Genomic DNA, 16,965 nt, shown 5'->3' with positions numbered 1-16,965 from the left:
GTAGGTTTATCGCGCGCGCCCTTAGCGGATTTCAGGGGCCACGGATAGTCAGGAACGAAAGAGCCTTGCGATTATGAGCAAGAAAGTGACACGGCGTTTTTTCCGCATCGCGCCGATCGGCGCGGTGCAGCGCATGTTTCAACGGCGCATTGCTCTTCGCTCTCCCCTACACGATTTCCGAGTCAGCAGATGTTTCCATCTGCTTTCGATTGGCTCTAAGGCCTTGGGCCATGTCGCTTCTGAAAAGGCTGTTGCCCGACCGCTTCCTGACAATCCTGATCGCGACGGTGATTATCGCCTCGCTGCTGCCGGCGCGCGGGATCGCGCTGGAGGGGATCGGCACGGTCTCGACGATCGCGATCTTCACGCTGTTCTTCATGCACGGCGCGCGGCTGAGCCATCAGTCGGTGATCGACGGGCTGAAACGCTGGCGGCTCCAACTGACGATCCTGCTTTTCGGCTATGGCATCATGCCGCTGTTCGGGCTGGGGCTTTCCCAGCTGCTCGATGGATGGCTGAGCCCTGGGCTGGTGCTCGGCCTCATCTTCCTCGCCGTGCTGCCGACGACGGTGCAATCGTCGATCGCCTATAGCTCGATCTCGCGCGGCAATGTCGTGGGCGCGGTGATCGCCTCGGCGGCGTCGAACCTGCTCGGCGTGATCCTGACCCCGTTGCTCTTCACTGCGCTGGCAAGCACGCAGGGCGGCGATGCCGGGCTGTCGGCGATCGGCAAGATCATGCTTCTGCTTCTCCTGCCCTTCTGCCTTGGCCAGTTGCTGCAGAATTTGGTGAAGGGCTGGGTCGAGCGGCACCGCAAGCTTGTCGGTTTTCTCGACAAGGCGACCATCGTCCTCGCCGTCTATGTCGCCTTTAGCGAAGCGGTGACGGGCGGGATCTGGAGCCGAATTTCGGCGGCGGAAATGGGGATTTTGGTGGCGGCGGTGCTGATCTTCCTCGCGCTCGCCTTTGGCTCGGCCTGGGGGCTGGGCCGTCTGCTCGGCAAATCGCGCCCCGATCGGATCACGCTGCTTTATTCGGGCGCGCACAAGAGCCTTGCCACCGGCGCGCCGATGATCCGCATCCTCTTTACTGGCCCCGAAGCGGGCGCGATCCTCCTTCCGCTCATCCTCTATCACCAGTTCCAGCTGATGCTGTCGGCCGTCCTCTCGGGCCGGCTGGCGCGGCACGACGACGCGGACGACGGCAAAAGCGCGGGATAAACGCCGTTTTTCCGCTGCAACGCCTTGAAGCCGCGCTGCGTTCTACTTGAACCATACAGTCTTTCGCTCCATCTTGGTCCGCGCAAGGGCAGGAGGAAGTAGATGGCGAATGAAACATTGGTGGCGGAAGAACTGAAGCTTTCCGCACCCGAGCCCGTTGCACCGATTGCAGCCGAAAAGGCGGCCGGGCTCGTGCCGCTGGAAGAGGGCCAGAAATCGAAGCTCGACCTGAAGGTCGACGCGTTTATCGACGATCTGGTGGCGCAGGACGCGAACAGCCCCGAATTCGGCGCGCGCGTGGACCAGATCACCAATATGGGCCGCAAGGAAATCGCCGATGCGGCCGGCCAATCGAACCGCTTTCTCGACCGCCCCGTGCGCGCGATGGATCAGGAAACGGGCGTCGGCACCGACCTGGCCGAACTGCGCCGCACGATCGAAGATCTCGATCCCGGCCGCCAGGGCAATCTGATGGCGCCCAAGAAGCTGTTCGGGATCATCCCGTTCGGATCGAAGCTGCGCAATTATTTCGACGGCTATAAATCGGCACAGGGCCATATCTCGTCGATCCTCGCGCGGCTTGCCTCGGGCAAGGACGAACTGCTGAAGGACAATGCAGCGATCGCGGTGGAGCGCCAGAACCTCTGGGCGGCGATGGGCCGGCTCGAACAGATGATCCATGTTTCCAAGACGCTCGACGCCAAGCTGGAAGCCAAGGCGATGGAGCTGGAATCGACCGATCCGGCCAAGTCGAAGGCGATCCGCGAAACCGCGCTTTTCTATGTCCGCCAGCGCACCACCGATCTGCTGACCCAGATGGCGGTGACGGTGCAGGGCTATCTGGCGCTCGACCTCGTCAAGAAGAACAATGTCGAGCTGGTGAAAGGCGTCGACCGCGCCTCGACCACGACGGTGGGCGCGCTGCGCACCGCGGTAACCGTGGCACAGGCGCTGACCAACCAGAAGCTGGTGCTCGAACAGATCACCGCGCTCAACACCACGACCGCCAAGATCATCGACAGCACTGGCGAGATGCTGAAGACGCAAACCGCCGCAATCCACGAACAAGCGGCGTCGAGCACGATCCCGCTCGAAACGCTGCAGCGCGCGTTCCAGAACATCTACGACACGATGGACAATATCGACGCGTTCAAGCTGAAGGCGCTGGAATCGATGAAGACGACGGTGAACACGCTGTCGAACGAGGTCGAAAAGTCCAAGGGCTATATCGCCCGCGCCGAAGGGGCTGCACAGGCGGGTTCGTCGGCCGGCGGATCGCTGTTGTCGTCGATCGAGGCATAGAAACATGGGCACCGATGTCGATCGCGCGATCGAACGGGCCGGGGCGCTGCTTGGCAGACTATCGCCCCAGGCGCAGCGGCTGATGGTGCGCGAGCGCAAGCGCCGGCGCCAGTTTTTGCTTAAAAAGCTGGGGCGCGTGGTGGTGGCGGGCGGCGCGCTGCTCGTCGGCCTTGCGCTGTTCGGGCTGCTCGTCCAGCCGCTCGGCGCCACCGGGGTGATGCTGGCGGCGGGGCTGTTCATCCTGATCACCGCGTTCCTCCTGAACTTCCCCCGCTATCCGGCGGCGAACGAGGCCGCGCTGGCGCAAACCGATATCCGCCTGCTGCCTGCCCAGACCGAAATCTGGATGGCGCAGCAGCGCAAGGCGCTGCCCGCCCCCGCAGCGCATGCCTTTGATTCGATTGCGCTGAGGCTGGAGACGCTGGGCCCGCAACTGCAGACGATCGACCCGCGCGAACCGGTGGCGGTGGAAGCGCGCAAGATCCTGTCCGAACATCTGACCGAGCTGGTATCGGGCTATCGCCGCGTTCCCGAAACGCTGCGCCGCGAGCGCCAGCCGAGCGGCAAGACGCCCGACGAACAGCTGACCGACGGGCTGAAGCTGATCGACAGCGAACTGGACGAGGTGACCCGCAACATCGCGGCGGGCGACTTGCACAAGCTGGCGACGCAGGACAAGTTTCTCGAACTCAAATATCGCGGGACCGACGGTCTCGGCGATTAAGGGTGGCGGGGCGAGGGCACCCGCCCCGCCCCTGCCCATTCAGAGGAGCGCCGATGCGCTCTGCCAGAGCATATAGGCGGCAACCACAAAGATGATCACGGCGAACACGGTCGTCAGCCGCCCGGTCTTGCCCGACAGCCCCCGCGCGACGCGGGCGCCGACCGCGCTGCCGACGATACCGCCACCGATGAAGAGCAGCGCGAGCGGCCAATCGACCAGCCCCGAGGCCGCGTAATTGAGCGCGGTCGTCAGCCCGAAGGCGGTGACCGCGACGAGCGAGGTGCCCACCGCCATCAGGATCGGCATGCCGGTGGAGGCGACGAGCCCGGGGACGATGAGGAAACCGCCGCCAATCCCGAAAAAGCCCGAGAAGAGCCCCGAGCCGAGGCCGTAGCCGACAACCTTGGGCAGCTTTTCACGGTTGCACTCGGCGCCCGGATTGCCGGGATTGCCGCGCCCGCGCAGCATCACCACGCCGACGACGATCATCACCAGCGCAAAGAGCGCGAGCAGTTTCTGCCCGTCGACCATCTTGCCGAAGGTGGAGCCTGCCAGTGCGCCCGCGATGCCCGCCGTGGCGTAGATCCCGCCGCAGCGCCATTTGACATTGGACAGCCGGGCATGGTTGACCAGCCCGATCGCCGCGTTGGCGGCCACTGCAAAGGCGCTGGTGCCGATCGCGACATGCGGGTTCTGGACACCGACCAGATAGAGCATCAGCGGAACGGCGAGGATCGACCCGCCGCCGCCGACCAGGCCCAATGTAAAGCCGACCAGCCCGCCCGATCCCGCGCCGAGCAGATATTGAAGCGGTTCGAGCGTCATTTGAGCTGATCCAGCGGAATGGGCGCCGCCATCCATTCGCGGCCCTTGAGCATGCCCTGCCAATAGATGGGCGGGAGCATGCGATCCTTGAGGAACCAGGCGCGGCGCGTGGGCTTGCGACCATCGAGCATCCAGCGCGGGAAGCTGGGGAGCAGCTTGCCGCCATAGCCGAACTCGGCGAGCACGATCTTGCCGCGTTCCACCGTGAGCGGGCACGAGCCATAACCGTCATAGCCGACCACGGGATCGCGCCCGTCGAGCGCGGCGAGCACGTTCACCGCGACGACCGGCGCCTGTTTGCGCGCGGCGGCCGCCGTCTTGGCGTTCGATGTGGCGCAGGCATCGCCCAGCGCAAAGACATTGGCGTAAACCGGATGGCGCAGCGTGGCAGGATCGACCGCGATGAACCCGCTGGCATCGGCAAGCGGGCTGTTCCGCACGAAATCGGGCGCCACCTGTGGCGGGACGGCATGGAGCATGTCGAACCGGCGCTCGACACGCTCGACCGCGCCAGCCGCGTTCTTGCGTTCGAACAGCGCGACGCGCGCAGGGCCATCGATGCCGACCAGCCGCGATTCAAGGTTGAGGTCGATGCCGTAGCGGCGGACATAATCCATCAGCGCAGGGACATAATCGGCCACACCGAACAGCACCGCGCCGGCATTGTGAAATTCAACGCCGACCTGCCCGAGCACGCCCGCACGCGCCCAGCGATCGCACGAAAGATACATCGCCTTTTGCGGCGCGCCCGCGCATTTGATCGGCATGGGCGGCTGGGTGAAGAGCGCACGGCCGCCTTTCAGCGCGCCGACAAGATCGCGCGTATAGGGCGCGAGATCATAGCGGTAATTGGAGGTGACACCGTTCTGCCCAAGCGTTTCGGCAAGGCCCGGGATCGCCCCCCAATCGAGCTTCACCCCGGGGGCGGCGACAAGCGTACGGTAAGCGATGCGGCTGCCATCGGCGAGGAACACTTCATTGTCCTCGGGCGCGAAGCCGGTGACGGACTGGCGGATCCAGTCGACCCCGCGCGGCATGACCGAGGCCATGGTGTGGCGGGTAAATTCGGGGCGGAACACCCCTGCCCCCACCATCGTCCAGCCGGGCTGGTAATAATGAAGCTCGGCCGGATCGATGACCGCGATCGAGATCTGGCGGTTGCGCTTGAGCAGGCTGGAGGCGGTGGCGATGCCTGCGCTGCCGCCGCCCACGATCACCACATCATAGGTGCGCGGCGTGCCCGAAGGCGCGGGCAAAGCCAGCGCCATATCCCGCAGCCGCGCAGCCCGCGCGCCCGAGCGGCAATAGCCCAGGAACGGCCCCGGCGTGCGATCGAGCACCGCGCGCAACTGGCGCGCATCGGCATCGAGCATCAGCCCGGGCGTGACCGGAATATGCACGAAAGCAAGCCCGAGCGCCTCGGCGGCCGCGCGGATTTCGGCGGCGGCGGGCTGGCCCGGCTCCTCATCATCGGGGCGGGTGCAGATGAGCGTGCGGAACCCGGCGGAGGCCGCCACCTGCACATCGGCAAGGCCAAGCTGGGGCGCAATCGAGAAATCGGGGGAAAGTGCGGTGAAAGCCATGTTGGGGTGGCTCCTTTGGGGATGTGAAGGGGGCCGCGCGTCAGAGCGCGTTGAGCGGGATTTTGAGGTAGCGGACGCCGTTATCCTCAGCGGCGGGCAGCTGACCCGCGCGCATGTTTATCTGCACTGAAGGCAGGATCAGCCGTGGCATGGAGAGCGTGGCGTCGCGCGCCTCGCGCATCGCGACGAAAGCGTCTTCATCCACCCCGTCATGGACATGGATATTGCCCGCGCGCTGTGCTGCGACCGTGGTTTCCCAGACATATTCGTCGCGCCCCGGCGCCTTGTAATCATGGCAGAGGAACAGCCGCGCCTGCCCCGGCAGGCCAAGCAGCCGGCGGATCGAGCGGTAGAGGATGCGCGCATCGCCGCCCGGAAAATCGGCGCGTGCGGTGCCATAATCGGGCATGAACAGCGTATCGCCGACAAAGGCGACGTCGCCGATGACATAAGCGAGATCGGCCGGGGTGTGACCGGGAACATGGAGCGCCATCGCGGGCAGAGTGCCGATCGAAAAGATCTCCCCATCGTCGAACAACCGGTCGAACTGCGACCCGTCGAGCGCGAAATCGGTCCCTGCGTTGAACAGCTTGCCGAACACCGCCTGCACCTGAAGGATCTGGCGACCGATCGCGATCTTTCCGCCCAGGCGCTGCTGCAGATAGGGCGCGGCCGACAGGTGATCGGCATGCGCATGGGTTTCGAGAATCCAGTCGACGCCCAGCCCCTCGGCCTCGACATAGGCGATCACCGCGTCGGCGGATGCCGTCGCCGTGCGCCCCGCCGCCGGATCATAATCGAGCACGCTGTCGATGATCGCCGCGCGGCGCGTTTCGGGATCATGCACCACATAGCTGGCGGTGAAGCTGTCTTCATCGAAAAACGCGCGGATCACGGGGCTTGCGGTGCCGCTCTCTTCAATCTGGGTGGCGGCCTGTTGCAGAATCGGGTCGGTCATCGCGCTTCACTTTCAATTCAATTTCACATATATGTATATTTGAATATGTTTGGCGTCAACACGGAGCGCGTGGCATGGCAGGTTGCATGACTGGCATTGGACAGAATGACTTCGCGCCCACCGGGCGGCGCCCCTTGCGCATGGGCGACCTTGCGCCCGATTTCGAAGCACGCACGACACACGGATTGCTGCGGCTTTCGGATCTGCGCGGACGCTGGCTGGTGTTCTTTTCGCACCCCGCCGATTTCACCCCCGTCTGCACCACCGAGTTCGTGGCGCTGGCCAGGGCGCATGCCCAGTTCGAGGCGCTGGGCTGCACGCTGCTGGGACTTTCGGTCGACAGCCTGTACGCGCACATCGCCTGGACGCGCGCGATCCGTGATCTGTTCGACGTCGAGATACGCTTTCCGGTGATCGAGGACCCGTCGATGGAGATCGGCCGTGCTTATGGCATGATCGACGACGATGCAGCCGACAGCGCGGCGGTGCGCGCGACCTATTTCATCGACCCCGACGGGATCGTCCGCGCGATCACCCATTATCCGATGACCATCGGCCGCTCGGTGGACGAGATGCTGCGCATGGTGGCAGCGCTTCAGGCGAGCGCCTCGGGCGAACGGCTGGCACCCGCGGGATGGACGCCGGGCGCGCCGATGCTGCTCCCCCCCGACCCGGACGCCGAGGGCGCGGACTGGTTCTGCCGGACCGCGCCGTGAAGGCGCTCCACGCCTCACGCGAGCAGGCCGAAAGTGCGGCCGAAAAGCTGCGCGCCTTTGCCCAGCCGCAGCGGCTGATGATCCTGTCGCTGCTGCTCGAAGGCGAGCGATCGGTGAGCGAAATCGAACGCGCGACGGGAATGAGCCAGCCGACGGTGAGCCAGCAGCTTGCCGGCCTGCGCCGCGCCGAGCTGGTGAAGACGCGGCGTGAGGCCAAGCAGGTTTATTACAGCCTCGCCGATGACGCGACCTTGCTGTGCGTGCGCAGCATCGAGGCGATGTTCGGCAGCGGCGACAACCCCGAACGCGCGCTGATCGAAGCGGTGCGCGCGCCCCGCGCCGCCGCCGCGCAAGCGGCCGGGCCCGACCGGGGCGCCGCGCGCTTCGCCCGCATTCTCTGATAAGCCAGGACCCGATGAGCAACATCATCCAGATCGGGCCGCTCGTGCTGCCGCTCGACCGCCTCACCGCGATCGCCGCACTCTGGCTTTTCATCGCGCTTGGCGGCTGGGCGCTGCGGCGCTGGCAAGGCGCGCCGGCCAACCTGCCCTTCTGGGCGGTGGTGGTGGGCATTGCGGGCGCCCGCATCGGTCATGTCGTCGAAAACCATGCCAGCTTTGCCGAACAGCCGCTGACCGCGCTTTATTTGTGGCAGGGCGGCTTTGCCCCCTTATGGGGCGTGATGGCGGCGGCGCTGCTCGTTGCGCTGCGCGCACGCGCCAAGGCGCGCGCAGCGCTGCTCGCCTGCCTTGCGCTGTGCGCGGGCGGCTGGCTGGCGGTGGCCGCGCTGTCCAAACAGGCGGGCGTCCGGCCGCTGCCGCGCAATCTGGTGGCCGCCACGCTCGACGGGCAGCCGGTATCGATCGACGCGCTGGCGGGACGCCCCTTCGTTCTCAACCTCTGGGCCAGCTGGTGCGGCCCCTGCCGCCGCGAAATGCCGATGCTGATCGACATGGCCGGGCAAAGCCCCGACGTGCCGATCCTGCTCGTCAATCAGGGCGAGGATGCCGCGACGGTGCGCGCCTTCATGGCCAAGGAAGGCCTTGCAATCGACGCGGTGCGGCTGGACGCGGCGGGCGCGATCGGCCACGCGGTCGCAAGCCCCGCGCTGCCGACGACGATCTTCGTCGACGCGCAGGGGCAGATCGTGCGCACGCATGTCGGCGAGATATCGCGCGCAACGCTGGCACAAGGGATCGCCGCGATCAGCCGCTGAGTGTCAGCGTCCGTTCGATCCCGATCGCGTCCAGAAAGGCGCGGTCATGGCTGGTGACGAGCAATGCACCGTCGAACGCGCACAGCGCCTGTTCGAGAATCTCGAGCGATTCGATGTCGAGATGATTGCTCGGCTCATCAAGCAGGAGCAGCCAGGGTGGCGCATCGCCCGAGAGCAGGCAGGCGAGCGCCGCGCGCAGCCGCTCGCCACCCGAAAGCACCCCGGCGGGCTTCAGCGCATCGCGGTTGCGAAAGGCAAAGCGTGCGCAGGCCGCATGCGCGCCCTCCATATCGAGCATGGGGCACGCCGCGCGCAGATTGTCGAGCACGCTGGCCGCGGGATCGAGCGCCCCCGCGTGCTGATCGAGCATCGCGATCCGCCCTTCGGCGCGCTGGACGGTTCCGCTGGCCGGCTGCACCAGCCCGGCGGCAAGGCGGAGCAGGCTGGTCTTGCCGACACCATTTGGCCCGGCGAGCGCAATGCGTTCGGGCCCGTCAATCGACAGCGTCCACGGCCCCAATTTGCGCGCACCCATGACGAGCGTTGCCGCCTCCATCCGAATGAGCGTGCGCTGCGACGGAAGCCCGGTGGGCGGCACGGCGATGGTGAGCGGAACGATGCGTTCGACCTGCGCGCGCGCAACATCCAGCCGTTCGGACGCCTCGGCCATCTGCCGATCCGCGATCCGCGTGCTGCGCCCGCCGCTATTCTCCGCACGTTCGGCCTGCCGCCCGAGCAATATCTTGGGCTCGGAGCCGCGCGCGGCAAAAGCCTTGCCGGCGGAATCGCGCCTTGCCTTGGCCTCACGCTGTTTCTGGACCGCACGCCCCATCTCGCGCGATGCCTGATCGGCGCGGGCGAGTTCGCCTTCGGCGGCGGCGCGGCGCGCCTGACGCGCCTCGGCAAATTCCGCCCAGCCGCCACCAAAGATGGTGGTCGCGATGGGGGTAAGCTCGACAATCCGGTCCACCCGCCCGAGCAGTGTGCGGTCATGGCTAGCGAGCAGCACGCCCCCGCGCCACCCGTCGATCAGCCGCGCAACCGCCGCGCGGCCATCGACATCGAGATTGTTGGTCGGTTCATCGAGCAGGAGGAGATCGGGCCGGTCGAGCAGCAGCCGCGCAGTGGCGACGCGCACCCGCTCCCCGCCGCTGAGGCTGCCCATGACCCGGTCGAGCGCGGTGCTGCCAAGCCCGGTTTCGGCGAGCGCGGCGTCGATCCGGCTTTCGAGCGTCCAGTCCGCCTCGGCAAAATCATCCTCGTCGGCGGTACCCGCCTCGATCCGCGCAAGCCGGTCGCGGTGCGCGGTGACGCCCAGCGCATCCGCCACGGAGAGCGCATCGGGCCAATGCTGTTCGAGCACGCCCAACGTGCCCGAACGCACGACATGGCCGGACAATGGCGCGGCAGTTCCCGCCGCGATCCGCAGCAATGTCGATTTTCCGGAACCGTTGCGGCCGACCAGGCCGACGCGTTCGCGACCGATGGAAAGCGTCAGATCGGTAAAAAGCGGCTGCCGATCAGGCGTTGCGGCAGTGATGGAATCCAGTGTGAGAAAGGCGGGCATAAGACACCAGGAAACGAGGGGAGACACAGCAGGTTGCGATGGTCTTCCGGTCGTTCATGATATCCTCCCGCTACTGGTACGGCCGCAGATGTGGCGTCTGCGGGCGCAAAAGGCAAGCCGCGCGTGGGGATCAGACGCCGAGCAGCGCGATCAGCACCGAGATGGTAACCGCCGAGAGGATGGTGGTGATGAGGATCACGCGCGCGGTGAGCGCGGCCTCATGCTCATAGAGCTTGGCGACCATGAAGGGCCCCGTTCCCGTCGGCAACGCGGCGATGAGGATGGCGAGCCCGCCCCAGGGGGCTGGCACCGCGAGCAGCCAGACGAAGAATGCCGTGACCAGCGGCTGGACAAAAAGCTTCATCACGACGAGCGGCGCGACGGGCGCCTTGTCCGCGCTGCGCGGCATCGCCGCCAGGAACAGCCCGATGGTGACGAGCGCGACGGGCGATGCCGCCGCGCCCAAAAGGCTCAGCAATTGATGGACGGGGGCGGGCAGCGGCAGCCCGCCCAGCGCCCAGACGCCCCCCAATATCGGGCCCGATACCAGCGGGTTGCGCGCAAGCGAGATCGCCACCCCCGCGCTGGCCTGCGCCCAGCCCTTGCTGCGGTGCACGTCGATCTCGACGAGCAGGATCGCGATGGCGAAAATCGCGCCGACCGTGAGCAGCGAGGCAACCACCGCCGCCGCCATCCCCGTCTGCCCGAACAAGGCGACGCTGATCGGGATGCCCATGAAGGCGGTGTTGGCATAGGCGGCGGCGAGCGAAGCGATGCTGCGATCGGCAACCGAGCCGCCGCGCGCATAGCCGATATAGGTAAGCCCGAAGACCGATGCGACGCCCAGCGCAAAGGCGGCGGCAAAGCCCGGATGCCAAAGCGTTTTCCAATCGGCCTCGGCCACGAACTGGAACAGCAGCACGGGCAGCGCGAGGCGGACGACGAAACCGTTCAGGACATCGACGGCATTATCGGGGAGCAATCCCTTGCGCCCGACCGCCCAACCAATGGCGATGAGCGAAAATACCGGAAGAACCACGCCAAGTGCCGCAAACATGGTGGCGGGTGGTGGTGCAACCCCGCGCAAGATGCAAGTGCGTCGTCGCGCACACCCGATGCACCGCGCACAAGGCGGGGCGGCTCAGGTCAGGCGGCGTGGCTACATTCCGACGAAGTGTGGGGGCTCACGCGGCGGACTTATGGGGCGGATCGGCAACTTTGTCGGGGAAGCGGACTTTCCCAACGCATTCCGTGATGTCTTGCTTGAGTGGCTTGCAGAACGGCCGCTTAGGGAAAAGCGCAGCCCGACTTTGGCCGTTGTGGCGACCTCGAACTGGGCGCAGCAAACAAGCCTTAGTCTTTGTCAGCTTTATGCCGTGATGTCTGATTTAGAGCGTTTTCTATCTGCCCCAATAAGAATTTCTGGTATGCTTCGTGCGTCCGAATATATGCGTCATGCTGTCCCGCCGCAAAAGCTCTTTTGTCGAGAAATATATCTCCGGCTGAACTACGGAAGTAATCACGAATAAAACGTTTGTGTGTATCGTCTCCATAAATCTCTAGAGGACGAAGAAAGGTATCCATGTTGCTGTCAGCTGATGCTTTTGAACTTGCGCATGCATCGACAGCAGAAGACATAGTTTTCTTTGCCCTTTGAGCATCGGACGTTCCAAAATCTTTATGGGTTTTCAGCGCTTGCCAATAGCAAACCCAATAAGGCTCATAGATCGCTGCCGCCCGATCATGCTCTTCACGGAGCAATTGGGCGGGCGGCGAAAGCCCGACTGGCAAGCAATGCCCAGCGTTGTCACGACGGCAAACCAGCGTAATTGGCGGCATGGTTGATGGGGGCGCACTTGCGGCGGCCAATAGGAGGTAAGGAATGAGTATCATTTCAGTCTCGCGGCAAACATATCTTTCCTCTGCGGCCTCGCCCCTTCGCCATAATCAAGGGGAAATGCCTATGGCCGCTATGTGGTGTTACAGAGGATAGCTTAAACGGCAACAAGTGGTCGTTAGCTGCCGTTTCAAACAATAGCCGCTTCGCCGGCGCATCCGGAACGGCGGCTTTTTATGACACGTGGCAGCTGCCTGTTTCGAATATGCTCACGCCGCCCAGTGCTTCACACCAGCGCCGAAAGCGATGCGCGCGCGGCGTGCTGGAGGCGCTCCCCCAGAAAATCGAGCACCGCGCGCACGCGCGGGGTGTGGCGCAGCCGTTCGTGCGTCATCAGCCACAGCCCGCGTTCCTCGCCGTGGACGGGGGGCATGCAGCGGATGAGATCGGATTCGCCGTCGGCGATGAAGCAGGGCAGCACCGCGATGCCAAAGCCCGAACGGACGGCGGACAAGAGCCCGGTGGGCGAATCGTGATGGATCACCACCGATTCCTCGAGCGCATGCTGCCGCAGCCACGCGCCGTAGATGCGCCACACCCCCTCCCCGCCCCCGCCGATCAGCGTATGCCCCTGCAGATCGCGCGGGCGGCGCGGCTTGCCGTGCTTGGCGGCGTAGGATTTTGAGCAATAGACCGTCCAGCTATCGGCAGCGATCTTGCGCCCGACCAGCCCGGCGCCGCTGGGCTGGATCTCGGTGCGCAGCGCGATATCTGCCCCGCCCGATGCCAGATCGCGCAGTTCGTCCGAGGTATCGAGCTCGATACGGATATCGGGATGGAGTTCGTGGAGATCGCGCAGCAGCGGGGCGAGCACCGTGATCGCATAGATTTCCTGCGTGGTGAGCCGCACCGTGCCCTTCAGGTCGCGCGCCTGCCCGGCGGCGGAATCGGCGAAGACGGCAATCGCGCCTTCGACCTGCTCGGCCTGCGGCACCAGCGCCTCGCCTGCGGGGGTGAGGACATAGCCGGATTGCAGCCGATCGAAGAGGACTAGATCCAGCGCCTGCTCGAGCGCAGAAACGCGCCGCGCCACCGTCGTCTGGCTCACCCGCAGGCTGCGCCCCGCAGAGAGCGTGCTGCCGGTTCGCGCCACCGCCAGGAAATACCGCAGGTCGTTCCAGTCGAGCATGCCGCATTCTGCACTTTCGCAGAACGGGTGCGCAACATCGTTGTTCGTCGGGACTCGGCGGGATGCGCTAGGAATAGGCCGACGCCAGCGCTGTCGGCTTTCGGGCATTTCATGGAGAGACATATGAAGACGATGCTTGCGCTTTTCGCGCTGGGCAGTGCGTTGTGCGTATCACCCGCGATCGCCCAGACCCTGGGCTATGGCCCGCAAACCCGGACGGTGCACTATGCCGATCTCGACCTGAGCACCGCCAAGGGCCGCGCGACGCTTGACCGCCGGTTGGAGATGGCGGTCGCAGATGCCTGCGGCATGGCATCGAGTTCCGATCTGGCCGCGCAGAACAAGGTCCACCAGTGCCAGACCGAGACGTTGGCACGGGTTTCGACCGAACGCGACCGAATCATCGCCATGGCGGTGAGCGGCACCGACCGGCTCGCATCGCGTCAATAAGCGCTTCGGGGATGGCCCCGCACACATGACGACCCCAGTGCAGGCGAGGGAAAGCAACGCTTCCCCTCGCCTTTTGCCGTGCAGCGGACAAAAAAATGCCCCGCCGTGGGCCAGCGGGGCAAGTAGAGAGGAATGATGTCCTTTCCCTACCCGGCCGAAGCGGGCGCGCGATATGCGTAGATGTGCGTAGGCGGGAGCGCGCCAACGGCGCGGCAGCGCAGCGCCACGCGGCGATCCCCGAAGGGAAATTTCATAGATTTTTCGGAAGGTTGGATGCCCCGCGAGGATTCGAACCTCGATTGACGGAGTCAGAGTCCGTAGTCTTACCTTTAGACGACGGGGCAGCGTGTGGGGGGCCGAATACGGGGGAGTTGCCCGCCTGTCAACGCCGCCTTGCACGTTTTTCTGCCAATCGATAGTCTGGGCACCAAGTACCGGCGGTATTCCCGTTCCGGATGAGAAATAAGAGTGACACACGGCCATGGTGCAGCGTTCCATGCCATCGCCGCGGCGGCCCGAACGTATTGCGGGCAAAGCGGCAAGGAGGCAGCCCGTTCCGACGCGCTGGTCTCAAAAAGGCGCCTATGCGGCGCTGGATCTCGGCACCAACAATTGCCGATTGTTAATCGCCAAGCCCGAGGGCGAAGGCTTTGTCGTGATCGACGCCTTTTCGCGAATCGTGCGATTGGGCGAAGGGCTGGCCGCAACCGGGAAATTGAGCGACGCCGCGATCGAACGCGCGATCGCTGCCCTTTCGATCTGCGCCGAAAAGCTGAAGCGACGCCATGTCACGCTTGCCCGCTCGGTGGCGACCGAGGCGTGCCGGCAGGCGACCAACGGCCAGGCCTTTATCGACCGCGTCTACCGCGAGACGGGAATCGCGCTCGACATCATCAGCGCCGAGGAAGAGGCACGGCTGGCGGTGATGGGCTGCCATGTCCTGCTGGAGCCCGGCAACGGCCCCGCGCTGATCTTCGACATCGGCGGCGGATCGACCGAGCTGGTGCTTGTCGACACCGAACACGGCGCGCCGCGTATCGTCGACTGGCTGAGCGCGCCTTGGGGCGTGGTATCGCTGACCGAGAGCGAGCCCGAGGCGTGCAGCGATGACGAAGGCGCGCGGATCGCCGCCTATCAGCGGATGAAGACGCGCGTCGCCCAAAGCTTTGCCGGATTCGCGAAGCGCCTGCCGCAGCCCGGCCGGAACGACATCCGCCTGCTGGGAACAAGCGGCACGGTGACGACGCTGGCCAGCGTCCACCTCAAGCTCACCTCCTATGACCGCAACGCGATCGACGGGCTGATCGTGCCCGCCCATGCGATGCGCGACATCAGCGACCGGCTGTCGCGCATGTCGATGCCCGATCGCCAGCGCCAGCCCTGTATCGGCGCCGAGCGCGCCGATCTGGTCGTTGCGGGCTGCGCGATCCTTGAAGCGATCATCGACATCTGGCCGGCCGAACGGCTAGGGATCGCCGACCGCGGGATTCGCGAAGGGATTTTGAGATTGTTGATGGCGCGTGAAAGGACGTTCAGATGAGCCGGGGTGGATCGGGTACGCGGCAACGCGTGCGCACGGCCAAGGGGCGCACTGCGGCGTCGACGCGCTGGCTGGAACGGCAGCTGAACGACCCCTATGTCAAAAAGGCGAAGGCCGAGGGCTATCGCAGCCGAGCGGCGTATAAGCTCATTGAGCTCGACGAGAAGTTCGGGATCCTGAAGGGCGCCAAGCGCATCGTCGACCTTGGCATTGCGCCCGGCGGGTGGAGCCAGGTGGCACGCAAAAAATCGCCCCGTTCGGAAGTGGTGGGCATCGATCTGCTGCCGACCGACCCGATCGACGGCGTCACCATCTTCCAGATGGATTTCATGGACGACCGCGCACCCGAGCAACTGGAAGCCGCGCTGGGCGGCCCCGCCGATCTCGTCATGTCGGACATGGCGGCGAACACCGTGGGCCATGCGCAGACCGATCACCTGCGCACCATGGCGCTGGTCGAAACCGCAGTCGATTTCGCGATCCACACGCTCGAACCCGGTGGCACCTTCATTGCCAAGGTGTTTGCAGGCGGCACCGATCACGCGCTGCTCACCATCCTCAAGCGCAACTTCACCACCGTGAAGCACGCCAAGCCACCGGCCAGCCGCAAGGATTCGTCCGAATGGTATGTCGTGGCGCAGGGTTTCAAGGGCCGTGCTGAGGCAGACGCCTGATCCAATGATCATCCGTCCCGAAACCGCCGGGGACGCGGCCGAGATCCGGCAGGTCGTCACCGCCGCCTTCGCCACCGCGCCGCACAGCAGCGGCACCGAGGCGGCGATCGTCGAGGCGCTGCGCAGCGCCGGCGCGCTCAGCCTGTCGCTGATCGCCGAAGACGACGGCGAGGTCATCGGCCATATCGCCTTCTCGCCGGTGCAGATCGACGGGCGCGAGGACGGCTGGCTTGGCCTTGGCCCCGTCGCGGTGCGGCCCGACCGGCAGCAACGCGGCATTGGCGCGGCGCTGATCAACGAGGGGCTGGCGCGTCTTCGGGCGGAGGGCGCCAAGGGGTGCGTGCTGCTCGGCGATCCCGATTATTATCGCCGCTTCGGCTTCGTGAGCGACGATCACCTACGATATGGCGATGTGCCTCCGGGCTATTTCCAATGGCTGTCCTTCACCGACACGCGGCCTTACGGCGAAGTCCAATATCACCCCGGCTTTGCCGCGTCGGACGACACGCCGCGCTGAGCGTTCAGCGCTGGGCGAAGACCAGCCTTACCCCGAAAATCACGAAAACCGCGCCCGTGATCCGGTCGAGCGCGCGAATGACCGCCGGGCGCGTGAGCAGACGCCCGAGCGGCACCGTCGCGGCGATGACGATGCCAAGCCACAATATGCCGAGCACGACATGGATCGACGCCAGCATGAAGCTGTACGGCCCCATCGGCATGCCCTGCGGCACGAATTGCGGCAGGAAGGAAATATAGAAGACACCCATTTTGGGGTTGAGCAAATTGGTCGTCAGCCCGCGCCGCAGCCAACCGAGCACGGAGACATCGCCGCCGCCCGGCGCCCCGTCCATCGCCAGCCCCGAACGCGGATGGCGCAGCAGACCATAAGCCAGCCAGAGCAGATAGGCCGCCCCCGCCCATTTGACGAGGGTGAAGGCGAATTCGGATGCCGCGAGGAGCACGCCCAGCCCCGTCGCCACGGCAGCCCCCCAGACGAGACAGCCGATCGCGATGCCGATCACCGCAAAGCCCGCCCGCCGCGTACCCTCCACCGCCGCGGTGCGCAGCACCATCGCGGTATCGACCCCCGGCGTGATGGTGAGCAGCCCGGCGGCGAGGATGAACGCGGTTATCGACTGGGCGATCGTCATGGAATAATCCCAA

Annotated in this window: 18 protein-coding genes and 1 tRNA gene; 10 read left to right on the top strand and 9 right to left on the bottom strand. The window is 65.5% G+C overall.

Annotated elements, in window-relative coordinates; all coding sequences use genetic code 11:
• Positions 1-230: 230 nt before the first annotated feature.
• From QYC26_RS12655 to QYC26_RS12645, 3 genes are all read left to right on the top strand, one after another.
• Entirely contained in the window at positions 231-1,220 is a 990-nt protein-coding gene (locus tag QYC26_RS12655; protein WP_317512581.1) for a bile acid:sodium symporter family protein, read from the top strand.
• Between the two features lie 102 nt (positions 1,221-1,322).
• Complete coding sequence (locus QYC26_RS12650) at positions 1,323-2,522, top strand: toxic anion resistance protein (protein WP_317512580.1); 1,200 nt, start codon at positions 1,323-1,325, stop codon at positions 2,520-2,522.
• 4 nt (positions 2,523-2,526) lie between these two features.
• On the top strand, positions 2,527-3,246 hold the full coding sequence (locus tag QYC26_RS12645; RefSeq protein WP_317512579.1) for a hypothetical protein: 720 nt from the start codon (positions 2,527-2,529) through the stop codon (positions 3,244-3,246).
• A gap of 39 nt (positions 3,247-3,285) precedes the next feature.
• Here the strand turns inward: QYC26_RS12645 and QYC26_RS12640 are convergent, their stop codons facing one another.
• Genes QYC26_RS12640 through QYC26_RS12630 form a run of 3 tightly spaced genes read right to left on the bottom strand, consistent with a single transcriptional unit; the run spans position 3,286 to position 6,612 of the window.
• Positions 3,286-4,071: a sulfite exporter TauE/SafE family protein gene (locus tag QYC26_RS12640; RefSeq protein WP_317512578.1), complete on the bottom strand. Its 786-nt coding sequence runs from the start codon at positions 4,069-4,071 to the stop codon at positions 3,286-3,288.
• Positions 4,068-5,654, bottom strand: coding sequence for a TIGR01244 family sulfur transferase (locus QYC26_RS12635; RefSeq protein WP_317512577.1), 1,587 nt, complete (start codon positions 5,652-5,654; stop codon positions 4,068-4,070). Before QYC26_RS12635 ends, QYC26_RS12640 begins: the two co-directional genes overlap by 4 nt.
• Positions 5,655-5,694: 40 nt before the next feature.
• Positions 5,695-6,612 carry an MBL fold metallo-hydrolase gene (locus tag QYC26_RS12630; RefSeq protein ID WP_317512576.1) on the bottom strand — a complete coding sequence of 306 codons (918 nt, stop codon included), beginning with the start codon at positions 6,610-6,612 and terminating at the stop codon, positions 5,695-5,697.
• 86 nt (positions 6,613-6,698) lie between these two features.
• On the opposite strand from QYC26_RS12630, the gene QYC26_RS12625 reads away from it, so the two are divergent.
• The 3 genes from QYC26_RS12625 to QYC26_RS12615 are packed head-to-tail and all read left to right on the top strand — an operon-like array spanning position 6,699 to position 8,544.
• Complete coding sequence (locus tag QYC26_RS12625) at positions 6,699-7,328, top strand: peroxiredoxin (RefSeq protein ID WP_317512575.1); 630 nt, start codon at positions 6,699-6,701, stop codon at positions 7,326-7,328.
• Entirely contained in the window at positions 7,325-7,729 is a 405-nt protein-coding gene (locus tag QYC26_RS12620; RefSeq protein WP_317512574.1) for a metalloregulator ArsR/SmtB family transcription factor, read from the top strand. The genes QYC26_RS12625 and QYC26_RS12620 overlap by 4 nt, the downstream gene beginning before the upstream one ends.
• 14 nt (positions 7,730-7,743) lie before the next feature.
• Complete coding sequence (locus QYC26_RS12615; protein WP_317512573.1) at positions 7,744-8,544, top strand: TlpA disulfide reductase family protein; 801 nt, start codon at positions 7,744-7,746, stop codon at positions 8,542-8,544.
• On the opposite strand, the gene QYC26_RS12610 is transcribed toward QYC26_RS12615, so the two are convergent.
• From QYC26_RS12610 to QYC26_RS12595, 4 genes are all read right to left on the bottom strand, one after another.
• Positions 8,534-10,111 (bottom strand): ABC-F family ATP-binding cassette domain-containing protein, encoded by a 1,578-nt coding sequence (locus tag QYC26_RS12610; RefSeq protein ID WP_317512572.1) that lies wholly within the window; start codon positions 10,109-10,111, stop codon positions 8,534-8,536. The genes QYC26_RS12615 and QYC26_RS12610 overlap by 11 nt on opposite strands.
• A 130-nt stretch (positions 10,112-10,241) precedes the next feature.
• Complete coding sequence (locus tag QYC26_RS12605; protein ID WP_317512571.1) at positions 10,242-11,150, bottom strand: AEC family transporter; 909 nt, start codon at positions 11,148-11,150, stop codon at positions 10,242-10,244.
• 314 nt (positions 11,151-11,464) lie between these two features.
• A complete protein-coding gene (locus QYC26_RS12600; protein ID WP_317512570.1) occupies positions 11,465-12,004 on the bottom strand; it encodes a hypothetical protein in 540 nt (179 codons plus the stop codon).
• A gap of 230 nt (positions 12,005-12,234) precedes the next feature.
• The gene (locus QYC26_RS12595; protein ID WP_317512568.1) at positions 12,235-13,137 is read right to left on the bottom strand and encodes a LysR family transcriptional regulator; all 903 of its coding nucleotides are present in this window, start codon (positions 13,135-13,137) and stop codon (positions 12,235-12,237) included.
• Between the two features lie 123 nt (positions 13,138-13,260).
• Here QYC26_RS12595 and QYC26_RS12590 point away from each other — a divergent pair, with 123 nt between their 5' ends.
• Positions 13,261-13,587: a UrcA family protein gene (locus QYC26_RS12590; protein ID WP_317512567.1), complete on the top strand. Its 327-nt coding sequence runs from the start codon at positions 13,261-13,263 to the stop codon at positions 13,585-13,587.
• A gap of 270 nt (positions 13,588-13,857) precedes the next feature.
• On the opposite strand, the gene QYC26_RS12585 is transcribed toward QYC26_RS12590, so the two are convergent.
• Positions 13,858-13,931, bottom strand: a tRNA-Gln gene (locus QYC26_RS12585).
• Positions 13,932-14,068: 137 nt separating this feature from the next.
• On the opposite strand from QYC26_RS12585, the gene QYC26_RS12580 reads away from it, so the two are divergent.
• The 3 genes from QYC26_RS12580 to QYC26_RS12570 are packed head-to-tail and all read left to right on the top strand — an operon-like array spanning position 14,069 to position 16,318.
• Complete coding sequence (locus QYC26_RS12580) at positions 14,069-15,127, top strand: Ppx/GppA phosphatase family protein (RefSeq protein WP_317512566.1); 1,059 nt, start codon at positions 14,069-14,071, stop codon at positions 15,125-15,127.
• Entirely contained in the window at positions 15,124-15,801 is a 678-nt protein-coding gene (locus QYC26_RS12575) for an RlmE family RNA methyltransferase (protein ID WP_317512565.1), read from the top strand. The genes QYC26_RS12580 and QYC26_RS12575 overlap by 4 nt, the downstream gene beginning before the upstream one ends.
• 4 nt (positions 15,802-15,805) lie before the next feature.
• Positions 15,806-16,318, top strand: a complete 513-nt coding sequence (locus tag QYC26_RS12570; RefSeq protein ID WP_317512564.1) for an N-acetyltransferase — start codon at positions 15,806-15,808, stop codon at positions 16,316-16,318.
• A 4-nt stretch (positions 16,319-16,322) separates the two neighbouring features.
• Here the strand turns inward: QYC26_RS12570 and QYC26_RS12565 are convergent, their stop codons facing one another.
• A complete protein-coding gene (locus tag QYC26_RS12565) occupies positions 16,323-16,952 on the bottom strand; it encodes a LysE family translocator (RefSeq protein ID WP_317512563.1) in 630 nt (209 codons plus the stop codon).
• Positions 16,953-16,965 lie beyond the last annotated feature (13 nt).

Source organism: Sphingomonas sp. C3-2, from assembly GCF_033025475.1.
Classification (GTDB): Bacteria; Pseudomonadota; Alphaproteobacteria; order Sphingomonadales; family Sphingomonadaceae; genus Sphingobium_A.
The sequence above is the reverse complement of the archived record's forward strand: the minus strand, read 5'-3'. Positions and strand labels throughout refer to the sequence as shown.

Bases quoted from the DNA above. Each gene is read 5' to 3' on its own strand.
- QYC26_RS12615 (WP_317512573.1), top strand. From the start codon at position 7,744: ATGAGCAACATCATCCAGATCGGGCCGCTCGTGCTGCCGCTCGACCGC.
- QYC26_RS12630 (WP_317512576.1), bottom strand. From the start codon at position 6,612: ATGACCGACCCGATTCTGCAACAGGCCGCCACCCAGATTGAAGAGAGC.
- QYC26_RS12625 (WP_317512575.1), top strand. From the start codon at position 6,699: ATGACTGGCATTGGACAGAATGACTTCGCGCCCACCGGGCGGCGCCCC.
- QYC26_RS12610 (WP_317512572.1), bottom strand. From the start codon at position 10,111: ATGCCCGCCTTTCTCACACTGGATTCCATCACTGCCGCAACGCCTGAT.
- QYC26_RS12640 (WP_317512578.1), bottom strand. From the start codon at position 4,071: ATGACGCTCGAACCGCTTCAATATCTGCTCGGCGCGGGATCGGGCGGG.
- QYC26_RS12655 (WP_317512581.1), top strand. From the start codon at position 231: ATGTCGCTTCTGAAAAGGCTGTTGCCCGACCGCTTCCTGACAATCCTG.
- QYC26_RS12635 (WP_317512577.1), bottom strand. From the start codon at position 5,654: ATGGCTTTCACCGCACTTTCCCCCGATTTCTCGATTGCGCCCCAGCTT.
- QYC26_RS12595 (WP_317512568.1), bottom strand. From the start codon at position 13,137: ATGCTCGACTGGAACGACCTGCGGTATTTCCTGGCGGTGGCGCGAACC.
- QYC26_RS12575 (WP_317512565.1), top strand. From the start codon at position 15,124: ATGAGCCGGGGTGGATCGGGTACGCGGCAACGCGTGCGCACGGCCAAG.
- QYC26_RS12650 (WP_317512580.1), top strand. From the start codon at position 1,323: ATGGCGAATGAAACATTGGTGGCGGAAGAACTGAAGCTTTCCGCACCC.
- QYC26_RS12580 (WP_317512566.1), top strand. From the start codon at position 14,069: ATGGTGCAGCGTTCCATGCCATCGCCGCGGCGGCCCGAACGTATTGCG.
- QYC26_RS12565 (WP_317512563.1), bottom strand. From the start codon at position 16,952: ATGACGATCGCCCAGTCGATAACCGCGTTCATCCTCGCCGCCGGGCTG.
- QYC26_RS12600 (WP_317512570.1), bottom strand. From the start codon at position 12,004: ATGATACTCATTCCTTACCTCCTATTGGCCGCCGCAAGTGCGCCCCCA.
- QYC26_RS12645 (WP_317512579.1), top strand. From the start codon at position 2,527: ATGGGCACCGATGTCGATCGCGCGATCGAACGGGCCGGGGCGCTGCTT.
- QYC26_RS12590 (WP_317512567.1), top strand. From the start codon at position 13,261: ATGAAGACGATGCTTGCGCTTTTCGCGCTGGGCAGTGCGTTGTGCGTA.
- QYC26_RS12570 (WP_317512564.1), top strand. From the start codon at position 15,806: ATGATCATCCGTCCCGAAACCGCCGGGGACGCGGCCGAGATCCGGCAG.